The organism is Actinomadura sp. NPDC047616 (assembly GCF_040642915.1).
Taxonomy (GTDB): Bacteria; Actinomycetota; Actinomycetes; order Streptosporangiales; family Streptosporangiaceae; genus Spirillospora; species Spirillospora miaoliensis.
In genome coordinates this window covers 214,180-223,967 of the sequence record NZ_JBEYTB010000017.1, presented here as the reverse complement: position 1 = coordinate 223,967, position 9,788 = coordinate 214,180, and the positions used below count along the sequence as shown (strand labels likewise).

Genomic DNA, 9,788 nt, shown 5'->3' with positions numbered 1-9,788 from the left:
CGCTGGAACAACTCCCATAGCTCGTCAGGAACCAGTCGCTCAGTGAAGCTCGCCACGCCTGATCAAACGAGTGATCGCCAATCAAGACACGGTCTAATCGTGCTGCTGTTCACCCGCAGGCCGCCAACCTGGCCAGGCGGGGAGCGATGTGGGCGGCGTCGCGGCCGACGCCGCGCAGGCTGGCCGAGGACAGGCTGCGTTGCCATTCCAGTCCGACGTAACCCACTCCTGGGCAGATGGTCGACAGCCCACCCTTGTGCACCGGGTGGCCGTCCGCCGACAGCGCGCCGAGCAGGGCGAGGTAGTCCAGGTCGGGCCGGTAGCCGGTGGCCAAGAGGATCGCCTCCACGTCTTCGCGGGCGCCGTCCGGCCAGGTGACGGTGGGCCCGTCGATGCCGGTGAACATCGGCCGCCGGTCCGGGCGCCCTGCGGCCAGGGCGGCGCGGTAGCGGCCGTCGTCGAAGACCGGGACGGTGGGGGGCTTGCCGTTACGGCGCGCGATCCAGTGTCCGATGGGCAGGGTGTCGATGCCGGTGGCACGGAACCAGAAGTGCAGGTCGCGCCCGAGCGGGCGTTGCGGGACGAATTTGATCGGTTCCCGGGTGGTCAGCGTGACGCGGGCGTGGTCGGCGAGTTCGACGGCGATCTGCACAGCTGAGTTGCCGCCGCCGACCACGATGACGCGTTTACCGGTGAACGGCGCGGGGGTGCGGTAGTCGGCGGCGTGCAGCACCGTGCCGGTGAAGGTGTCCAGGCCCGGCAGGGCTGGCCGGTGCGGACGGGAGAAGCCGCCGGTGGCGGCCACCACCACCCGTGCCGCAAGCGTCCGCCCGCCGGTCAGGTGGGCGATGTAGTGCGGGCCGTCTGCGGTGACGGACTGCACCCGGGTGCGAGTGCGGATGTCGGCGTCCAGACGGTCGGCGTAGCGCTGCAGGTAGTCCACGACCTCGTCCCGGCGGGGGTAGCGGTCGGGGTCGCCGTCGAAGGGCAGGCCGGGCAGGGCACTGTAGCGGGCCGGGGAGAACAGGGTGAGGCTGTCGTAGTAGCGCGGCCACGACCCGACCGGCCGGTCAGAGGCCTCGGCGATGACCGGGGCCAGCCCGGAGGCGCGCAGGGCGTGGGCGGCGGCCAGCCCCGACTGGCCGCCGCCGATCACCAGAGCGTCAACATTTTCCATGATGGGGGTGCGATCCGTGGGTGCGGTGAGTCAGTGGGCGGGGAGGAGCTCGGCGAGCAGTTCGCGAACACGGCGGTCGATCTCGTCGCGGATCGGGCGGACCTCCTCGGCGGGGCGGCCGGCGGGGTCGGGCAACTGCCAGTCCAGGTAGCGCTTGCCGGGGAAGACGGGGCAGGCGTCGCCGCAGCCCATGGTGATGACCACGTCGGCGGCCTGCACGGCCTCGCTGGTCAGCGGCTTGGGGAACTCCTTGGACAGGTCCAGGCCGAGTTCGGCCATCACCGCGGTGACGGCCGGGTTGATCTGGTCGGCGGGCGCGGATCCGGCGGAGCGGACGCGGACCCGTCCGGCGGCGTGGTGGTCCAGCAGAGCGGCGGCCATCTGCGAGCGTCCGGCATTGTGAACGCACACGAACAGCACCTCGGGGATATCGGACACGGCTTCTCCTTGAGGACGAGCATGGACGTGGGAGTAGGCGCGCGGAGCCGAACCGGGCGGCCGGCACCGGCGGATGCGTGCGGACGCGGGCGGTGGCGGCCAGCAGGTTCACCCCGGCAGGCCGAGGCCGGACAGGCGGTCCGGTACGCGCAGCTTCGTAGGAATCGGCGACCACCGCCTCCACGGTTTCGGGTGAGAACACCCCCACGTGGCGGCGGATGACGGCGTGACCGAGTGCGGCCTGCACGTACGGCAGACGGCAGTCTCCGAAGCTCCCGCACGACGACGAGAGAAAGGCGTCATCTGGACACCGGTCACCAGGTGCGGGCCTGGGCATGCTCTGCTACGGAGGAGGCGGCGCGGCGGCGTAGCGCCAGGGAGACGTAGACGAGCGCGACCAGGACGGGGACCTCGATCAGCGGACCGACGACACCGGCCAGGGCCTGACCGGAGGTGACCCCGAAGGTCGCGATGGCGACCGCGATGGCCAGCTCGAAGTTGTTACCGGCGGCGGTGAACGCCAGTGTCGCGGTCCGCTCGTAACTCAGCCCGACCAGGCGGCCGAGTGTGTAGGAGGCCGACCACATGACCGCGAAGTAGGCCAGCAGCGGCAGCGCGATGCGCGCCACGTCCCACGGCCGGGAGGTGATCGCCTCGCCCTGCAGGGCGAACAGGATCACGATGGTGAACAGCAGCCCGTACAGCGCGGCCGGACCGATCCGCGGCAGGAACCGCTCCTCGTACCAGACGCGGCCGCGGGCGCGTTCGCCCAGGCGGCGGGTCAGGTATCCGGCGACCAGCGGGACGCCGAGGAACACCAGGACGCTGCGGGCGATGTCCCAGGCCGACACGTCCAGGCTGGTCTGGTCCAGGCCGAGCCTGCCCGGCAGCACGTCCAGGTAGAACCAGCCGAGCACACCGAACGCCACCACCTGGAATATTGAGTTCAGCGCCACCAGCACCGCGGCGGCCTCGCGATCGCCGCACGCCAGATCGTTCCAGATGATCACCATGGCGATGCACCGGGCCAGCCCCACGATGATCAGCCCGGTGCGGTACTCCGGCAGGTCCGGCAGTAGCAGCCAGGCCAGCGCGAACATCAACGCAGGACCGACCACCCAGTTCAGGACGAGGGACGGGACCAGGAGGCGGCGGTCGGAAGTGACGGCGTCCAGCCGGTCGTAGCGGACCTTGGCCAGCACCGGGTACATCATCACCAGCAGCCCCGCCGCGATCGGCAGCGAGATCCCCTCGACCTGCACGGCGTCCAGCGCCTCGTCCAAACCGGGGATCGCGCGGCCGGCCAGCAGACCGACGGTCATCGCGGCGGCGATCCACACCGGCAGGAACCGGTCCAGCGCCGGCAACCGCGCCATCACCCCGGCAGCGGTCGGCTCGGGGGAACCGCTCCCCCGCCCGCTCATCGCCCGGTTCACTGGGACGTCACCGCGGCGACGCGTGGGCCCAGGATCACCGACAGGCGCTGCAGCACCTGCGGGTTCACCCAGTAGTACACCCAGGTGCCGCGTCGCTCGGAGTCGATGAGCCCGGCCTGCTTGAGCACCTTCAGGTGGTGGCTGATGGTCGGCGGAGTCAGGTCGAAGGCGTCGGTGAGCTCGCACACGCACGCCTCGCCGCCCTCGTGGCAGGCGATCAGCGACAGCAGCCGCAACCGGACCGGGTCGCCGATCGCCTTGAACAACGGCGCCAGCTCGGCCGCCTCCTCAGCCCCCAACGGCGCGCACACCAGCGGCGAACAGCACGCTTCCGTCCCGGCGCGGGGCTCGGCGGCGGCAGGGTTGATGACGACCGGCGCGTCCACGACCGGCAGCTCCTGCTTCGACATGGTTCTAATTTGACATCTATCTAAGTGCAGGCGCAAGCTGAGGCCGGCTGCTGGTTAGACCTTCGTCTAATCAGAGGTGGGATCGTCGATGCACAGGAGGAAGCTCATGTCTCGTGTCCAGCTCGCCCTGCGGGTGCCCGACCTGGAAGCCTCGGTCGCCTTCTACACCAGGCTGTTCGGTGCCGCGCCCGCCAAGCGCCGTCCCGGCTACGCCAACTTCGCCATCGCCGAGCCGCCGCTCAAGCTCGTCCTGATCGAAGGCGCCGGCGAGGACGCCACCCGCCTGGACCACCTGGGTGTGGAGGTCGAAGACTCCGGCCAGGTCGCCGACGCCGCCGAGCGGCTGAAGGAGTCGGGCCTGGTCACCCTGGAGGAGAACGACACCGCCTGCTGCTACGCCCTGCAGGACAAGGTGTGGGTGACCGGCCCCGGCAACGAACCCTGGGAGGTGTACGTGGTCAAGGGCGACGCCGACACCCTCGACAAGGCCGAAGACTCCGCCTGCTGCACACCCCAGCCCACCGGCACCTCTTCCGCCCCCGCCACGGACAAGACGCACGCCAGGACCGCGACGGGCGCCGACTGCTGCTGACCCTCAGTGCAGGTCGCCAAACGCCGCGGCACCCTCAACCCCGCCCACCTGCGCCCCCACGATGCTGACGCCCTGGGCACCGGCCTGGGCGGCCGGGCGCCGGCAGGTGTCCGGGTGGACGGTGTGACCCGTCAACCGGACCTGCCGCTCCGAAGTCGGCCACCGGGCGGATGCGGCAGTAGAACGACCAGCCCCGCCAAGCCGGGCCCCGGCGCTCGCTAGCTGTTGTGAGACATGACGCTGCGGACGCTGGGGCTTGAGTGAAGAGACGGGCCTTCCGGCGGCAGGATGAGAAGCGCGACCAACCCGTCCTGCCGCCCCGGAAAGACCCGTCCGTGCTTCACCGTAACGCGCCGTTATCCGTCGAGGGCCGCCGCCGGCTCGTCCAGTGCTGCCGGACCCGCCCGATCGCGCACGTGGCCCCGGAGATGGGCATCTCCTGCTCGTGCGCCGACAAGTGGGTCAACCGCTACCGCCGCTTCGGCGAGATCGGCCTGCTGGACCGGCCCAGCGCCACCCCACCCGAGGTCATCGCGCGGATCGAACGACTGCGCCGCGAGCGCGAATGGTCGGCCCGCCGCATCGCCCGGGAACTGGCCAGCCAGGGCATCAAGATCAGCGAGCGCACCGTGGGCCGCCACCTGGCCCGCCTGGGCCTGAACCGCCGCCGCGACCTGGACCCGACGGGACGACCAACCGCTCCGCACGGCCGTTCATCGCCCGCTGGCCCGGCCACATGGTGCACGTGGACGTCCGAAAGACCGGCCGCATCCCCGACGGCGGCGGCTGGCGAGCGCGCGGCCGTCACAGCGAGCAGGCCCGGCGGGTAGCCCGCGCCAAGACCGCCGGAGCCCGCGGCGGCTACGTCGACCTGCAGTCTGCCGTCGACGGCTACTCCCGCCTGGCCTACACCGAAGCCCTGCCCGGTGAGAAGGCCGCCACCGCGATCGGATTCTGGCACCGGGCACGGGCGTTCTTCGCCGCCCACGGCATCATGCGCATCCACCGCGTCGTCACCGACAACGGCGCCTGCTACCGCGCCGCAGACTTCACTCGGGCACTACACGCAGCCCGAACCCGCCACCAGCGGATCAACCACTACACCCCACGCCACAACGGCAAGGTCGAGCGCTACCACCGGATCCTGACCGAGGAATGGCTCCACGCCGACACCTGGACCAGCGAACATCACCGCTCACAGGCCTCGACCATCTGGAACGTGCACTACACCTACCACCGCCCCCACACCGCAGCAATGCGAGGGCGCGCCCCTGACGTGGGCCGGTTCGCAGGCGTGCCGCCGCGGTCGGCTCGTCCACCATCGCCTCCACTGACGGGCGGGCGGACGGCGGGGTGTCTGCGAGGTCTGAAGACGCCGAGGTCCCTGCCTTCTATCGGGTCTTCTGCACGTGGGTGGTGTCGGTGTTGAGGAGGGTGCCGTCGGCGCTGGTCGGCGTGATTTCCGGCACCGGGGTGCCGTGCTGGTCGACAAGGATGGAGTGGGTCTCGCCGGGGGCGAAGGCGTGACGTTCTCCCCACTGGCGCAGGGTGAGGATGACCGGGAAGAGGTCGCGGCCGGCGTCGGTGAGCACGTACTCCTGGCGGCGGCCCGATGGTGCGGTGCGCTGGACGAGGAGCCCGTGAGCGGTCAGCCTGCGGAGGCGGTCGGTGAGGATGTTGCGGGCGATGCCAGTGCGTCGCTGGAACTCGGTGAACGACCGCGCCCCGTCCATTGCGTCACGGATGACGAGAAGGCTCCACCTGTCGCCGACGAGGTCGAGCGTGCGGGCGACCGGGCACTCGGGGTCGGTCCAGTCGGTGTTCGGGGCGCGCATGGTGGTGCGCGACATGACACCTCCCGATCGGTTGCGGATTGAAACCATTATGCCGTACGGTCGAATTGGTTGCGATTTGCTACTGATCGGAGTGCGATGGACGTGTGGCGGCGGTTGCTGCTGGCGGTGGTGTGCGGTGTCGCAGTGGCGAGCATCTATGCCGCGCAGCCGGTTCTGGAGCCGATGGGACGCGATCTCGGTGTGTCGGCAGAACTCACCGGATGGATCGTCGCCACAGGCCAGTTCGGCTATCTGGCAGGGCTGGTGCTGCTGGTGCCGCTCGGCGATGTGGTCGACAGGCGCCGACTCATCGCCGTGCACCTGGCGATCACCGCGTTGGGCATGCTCCTGACGGCCTCGGCGTCAACCGCATGGGTGGCGTTCGTGGGACTCGCGGCGGCGGGGGTGTTCGCGGTCGTGGTGCAGACCACGGTGGCCTACGCCGCGTCGGTCTCACCGCCTGCCGAACGCGGACGGAACATCGGTGTCGTGACCTCGGGCGTTGTGGTCGGCATCCTGGGCGCGCGGGTCGTCACCGGCACCCTCGCCGAGGTGTGGGGCTGGCGGAGCGTCTATGCCGTGCTCGCGGTGCTGTCACTCGGGCTCGCGGCCCTCGTCATCGTCGTACTGCCGTCAGAGGAGCGCCTCGACCGACCTGCGCGGTACAGGCGGGCCGTCGCCTCACTCGGCGGACTGTTCGGGCAGCGCATCTTCCTGACGCGCGGGCTCATCGCGTTCTTCTTGTTCGCATCGTTCGGAACCCTGTGGAGCGGACTGTCCCTGCCGCTGGCGGACAGGCCGTGGCAACTGAGCGAGAGCCAGATCGGACTGTTCGGCATCGCCGGACTCGCCGGCGCACTCGGCGCGGCACGCGCGGGACGGTGGGCGGATGCGGGACGAGCGACCCCGGTCACCGGTCTCGCACTCACCCTGCTCATCCTCTCGTGGGCGGCGATCGCGCAACTGCCGTGGTCACTATGGCTTCTCATCGTCGGAATCGTGGTTCTCGACTTCGCAGTCCAGGCCGTGCATGTGAGCAACCAGCACGTGCTCACCGCCGCGCATCCGGATCGCACCAGCAGTGTCATCGGCGGCTACATGGTCTTCTACTCGCTCGGCTCCGCCCTCGGCGCAGCCGCGACCACCGCCATCTTCACCGCCCACGGCTGGGCGGGCTCCAGTCTCCTCGGAGCCGGATTTGCGGCCTGCGCGCTGGCCGCCTGGGCGACCGGCAGGCGGGCACCCCTCGATCGGTCCGAGAAAGCAGGCACGCGCCAGCCGCGGGAGCGCACGCCAGAGACTCACCGAGCCGGACCAAGCTGATCTCCTCGCCCAGTTCGGCGTCCTGCGGTACCGGACGGTGCAGCAGTCCATCGAGCCGCTGAAGAACGATCGACTTGGTTGAGGCCGGGCGGCCGGTGCTGGCGATAGTGGCCACGGCGGCCTCGATGGCCAAGTCGCACCGCCGCCACGACCGCGCCGACGTCGCCGCGCACGAGGACATGGTCACCGGGTCGTGGCGGCCGCTGGTGCTCGCCAACCCCGACCTGGCGGCCGGGCAGGTCGACAAGGCCGCGTTCACGCTATCCGCGGTGATGCACCTGCACGCCGCACAACCTCAAGAGCCCCGAGGGTTCGGTCGAGCATGCTCCAGGAGTTCACCCGAACACCCTCGCCGCCAATGCCATCGGCCACAACGCCGCGGGCGTCTTGTCCACGGTGATGGCGTCGGCGGTGTCGGGTGTGGTGTTGATCGGGTTGGGGTGCGCCTGGCCGCCGAGACTCATTGCCCTGTGCCCCGGGTTGCTGGAGCTGCTCCGCGCTCACGGCCCCACCACGTGATCGTTGACGGCGGCTGCGCTGGCGGGACGTGTTCGCCGCCGACACGGACCGGTGGAGCGACCCGCGCGCCCGCCTGCTGGAAGGCGAGGGCTGGCAGGACTTCGCCGAGGTCGCCGATGAACTGCGCGAGTGGGTGGACGCGCACCCGAAGGCGCCCCAGCCGTGATCCTTCAGACGACGATCGCGCTGCCGGTCGTGGTCGCCGCGCTGCTGGGGCGACGCCCCCGAACATCGATGCCGCCGCGTGCGGCGCGCACCCCTTCCCCGCCGGGATGCCGTGGGGGCCGGTCGAGTCCGGCGCGCCCCGACCGCGGCGGCCGCCGACCCCGGGCAGAGCCGGCAGCGACGCCGCCGCGTCGGCCGCGTTGACCCGCACGCGCGGATAGTCAGCCACGGCATCCACCTGGCCGCCAACTCCGTCGGCAACCACGCACCCAGCGACGTCGTTGACGACCGGGGACGGGCCGAAGGCGTTGTTCGAGGCTGCGGCAGGGTGGTTGCAGGGCGGGTGCTGCTGCCGGGGGCGACGACGCTGGCGCAGGCTGATGCAGTCGGTGCGGGAGGCGGCCAACCAGCGGTGATGAGACACCTGGTACGGGATGCAGACAGGCGGTGCTGGGCTCGCTGTTGACGGTGCCGCCGGGGGCGCGGATCACGGAGCTGGACCCGTTGCGGCGCGGGCCGGTGCGCGGGCCCGGCGCTGACGCGGGCGCTGGAACGCGCCACCGAGATCGCCGCGCTCGGGGTGGGCGCGCCAGATGTATCAGCAGTGCCGCCACGGCGGTGGCGGAACCCAAGTGGCGCGGTCAGAAACCGTTCGGCTGGAAGAAGCCGCGCACATACGGGTCGGCGAGGGCGGCCAGATCGGTGAGGCCGCCCGTGGCGACGACCTTTCCGCCGTGCATGAGCGCGACGTGGTCGGCGATCTTGGCAGCGGTGAGCATCGGCACGTCGTGGGTGATCACCAGGACGGCGGCTCCGGCGTCGGCGTACCGGCGGAGGGTGGCCCATACGCCGTAGGCGGTCTCGGTGTCGAGGGAGGCCGTCGGCTCGTCCGCAATGAGGACGCGGGGTTCGGGCAGGAGCGCGGCGGCGAGGGCGGCGCGCTGGATCTGGCCGCCCGAATGCTGATGCGGATAGAGATCGGCCAGCTCGGTGGGGTACCGGGCGGACGTGCAGGCGCGCTCGAAGCTCCATCGCCGGTACCGGTCTTCCAGAGCCGGGCCCCGGGCCCCGGGCGCTGGCGGGCGGGCCCCCGCGTGCGTCCCCTTATCAGGCGGGGCAGCAGCCGGGCGTCCCGGCGTCCCAGCACACCGTCTCCAGTACGACGTCCTCGCGAGCCTGCCCACGCCGCCGCGACTGGGCGCGGGCGCCCTTGGCTTCCACCGGGCACCGCGCCGCGCCAGGTCCAGTCCTCGATGTTGACGCCCAGGACCTCCCCGGCCCGGAGGTCGGTAGCGGTGTTCGGGAGGTGTGGCGTATCCGACGACCAGGCCGTCCCGATGGGGTTCGGGGCTGTCGGGGTGGCGGAACGTCGCGAGGCCGTCGGGTGCCACGCCCATCCACGTGGCCGCCTTGACGGTGGACGCCTCGGTGCCCGGCGGCAGGCGCAGGACCGCGTGCAGCCCGGCCGCGATGCCGGTCACCGGGATGTGCGGGGCGTGCTCGGCCAGCGTCGCGACGAGCTGGTTGCCGCGGGCGCGGTAGCTGCGGTCGCGAACAGCATCCGGTACAGCGTCTTCTCTCGCAGCGCGACGTCGTGGCGCACGATCAGCCGGTCGATCGCCATCCGCGACCGCGCCGGGGTCTGCGAGTCCTCAGCCATTTCAGGAGGTCGCGGCCGAGCAGGTCGACCTCCTGGACGGTCAGCATGTCCCCATCGCGGATGTGAGACAGCGCCTCCAGCAGCGCGGGCCGGTCGTCGGCGGCGAGCTTGCCACTGATCTTCTCCTCGAACACCTGCAGGCAGACCGGGTCGAGAGCGTCGTGCTGGCGTTGAGTCTTTTGCTAGTCGGTGCTGACCCGAACCAGGCCGATGAGCGCCGCAACCGACCGCCT

The 9,788-nt window shown here is 71.0% G+C and carries 10 protein-coding genes and 2 pseudogenes; 4 read left to right on the top strand and 8 right to left on the bottom strand.

Features of this window, described 5'->3' with window-relative positions; translation table 11 throughout:
- Positions 1-109: 109 nt before the first annotated feature.
- The 4 genes from ABZ801_RS33530 to ABZ801_RS33515 form a co-directional block, all read right to left on the bottom strand.
- Positions 110-1,177, bottom strand: coding sequence for an NAD(P)/FAD-dependent oxidoreductase (locus tag ABZ801_RS33530; protein ID WP_360705682.1), 1,068 nt, complete (start codon positions 1,175-1,177; stop codon positions 110-112).
- A 30-nt stretch (positions 1,178-1,207) separates the two neighbouring features.
- The gene (locus ABZ801_RS33525; protein ID WP_344945950.1) at positions 1,208-1,615 is read right to left on the bottom strand and encodes an arsenate reductase ArsC; all 408 of its coding nucleotides are present in this window, start codon (positions 1,613-1,615) and stop codon (positions 1,208-1,210) included.
- A gap of 314 nt (positions 1,616-1,929) precedes the next feature.
- On the bottom strand, positions 1,930-3,039 hold the full coding sequence (gene arsB / locus ABZ801_RS33520; RefSeq protein WP_360705679.1) for an ACR3 family arsenite efflux transporter: 1,110 nt from the start codon (positions 3,037-3,039) through the stop codon (positions 1,930-1,932).
- Between the two features lie 8 nt (positions 3,040-3,047).
- Positions 3,048-3,461: a metalloregulator ArsR/SmtB family transcription factor gene (locus ABZ801_RS33515; RefSeq protein ID WP_360705676.1), complete on the bottom strand. Its 414-nt coding sequence runs from the start codon at positions 3,459-3,461 to the stop codon at positions 3,048-3,050.
- 106 nt (positions 3,462-3,567) lie between these two features.
- Between ABZ801_RS33515 and ABZ801_RS33510 the strand changes: the two genes are divergently transcribed.
- Complete coding sequence (locus ABZ801_RS33510; protein WP_360705673.1) at positions 3,568-4,053, top strand: ArsI/CadI family heavy metal resistance metalloenzyme; 486 nt, start codon at positions 3,568-3,570, stop codon at positions 4,051-4,053.
- Positions 4,054-4,388: 335 nt separating this feature from the next.
- Positions 4,389-5,305 (top strand): annotated as a pseudogene (locus ABZ801_RS33505) (IS481 family transposase); the annotation flags it as partial.
- A 139-nt stretch (positions 5,306-5,444) separates the two neighbouring features.
- On the opposite strand, the gene ABZ801_RS33500 reads toward ABZ801_RS33505, so the two are convergent.
- Positions 5,445-5,903 carry a helix-turn-helix domain-containing protein gene (locus ABZ801_RS33500; RefSeq protein WP_360705670.1) on the bottom strand — a complete coding sequence of 153 codons (459 nt, stop codon included), beginning with the start codon at positions 5,901-5,903 and terminating at the stop codon, positions 5,445-5,447.
- An 81-nt stretch (positions 5,904-5,984) separates the two neighbouring features.
- Between ABZ801_RS33500 and ABZ801_RS33495 the strand changes: the two genes are divergently transcribed.
- Positions 5,985-7,211, top strand: coding sequence for an MFS transporter (locus ABZ801_RS33495; protein ID WP_360705667.1), 1,227 nt, complete (start codon positions 5,985-5,987; stop codon positions 7,209-7,211).
- 335 nt (positions 7,212-7,546) lie between these two features.
- On the opposite strand, the gene ABZ801_RS33490 is transcribed toward ABZ801_RS33495, so the two are convergent.
- On the bottom strand, positions 7,547-7,675 hold the full coding sequence (locus ABZ801_RS33490; RefSeq protein WP_360705664.1) for a hypothetical protein: 129 nt from the start codon (positions 7,673-7,675) through the stop codon (positions 7,547-7,549).
- 83 nt (positions 7,676-7,758) lie between these two features.
- On the opposite strand from ABZ801_RS33490, the gene ABZ801_RS33485 reads away from it, so the two are divergent.
- Positions 7,759-7,896: a hypothetical protein gene (locus ABZ801_RS33485; protein WP_360705661.1), complete on the top strand. Its 138-nt coding sequence runs from the start codon at positions 7,759-7,761 to the stop codon at positions 7,894-7,896.
- Positions 7,897-8,536: 640 nt separating this feature from the next.
- Here the strand turns inward: ABZ801_RS33485 and ABZ801_RS33480 are convergent.
- Complete coding sequence (locus tag ABZ801_RS33480; RefSeq protein ID WP_360705659.1) at positions 8,537-9,376, bottom strand: ATP-binding cassette domain-containing protein; 840 nt, start codon at positions 9,374-9,376, stop codon at positions 8,537-8,539.
- A gap of 124 nt (positions 9,377-9,500) precedes the next feature.
- Positions 9,501-9,725: pseudogene (locus tag ABZ801_RS33475) on the bottom strand (recombinase family protein); the annotation flags it as partial.
- Positions 9,726-9,788: the final 63 nt, after the last annotated feature.

Bases quoted from the DNA above. Each gene is read 5' to 3' on its own strand.
- ABZ801_RS33530 (WP_360705682.1), bottom strand. From the start codon at position 1,177: ATGGAAAATGTTGACGCTCTGGTGATCGGCGGCGGCCAGTCGGGGCTG.
- arsB (WP_360705679.1), bottom strand. From the start codon at position 3,039: ATGAGCGGGCGGGGGAGCGGTTCCCCCGAGCCGACCGCTGCCGGGGTG.
- ABZ801_RS33515 (WP_360705676.1), bottom strand. From the start codon at position 3,461: ATGTCGAAGCAGGAGCTGCCGGTCGTGGACGCGCCGGTCGTCATCAAC.
- ABZ801_RS33510 (WP_360705673.1), top strand. From the start codon at position 3,568: ATGTCTCGTGTCCAGCTCGCCCTGCGGGTGCCCGACCTGGAAGCCTCG.
- ABZ801_RS33500 (WP_360705670.1), bottom strand. From the start codon at position 5,903: ATGTCGCGCACCACCATGCGCGCCCCGAACACCGACTGGACCGACCCC.
- ABZ801_RS33495 (WP_360705667.1), top strand. From the start codon at position 5,985: ATGGACGTGTGGCGGCGGTTGCTGCTGGCGGTGGTGTGCGGTGTCGCA.
- ABZ801_RS33490 (WP_360705664.1), bottom strand. From the start codon at position 7,675: ATGAGTCTCGGCGGCCAGGCGCACCCCAACCCGATCAACACCACACCC.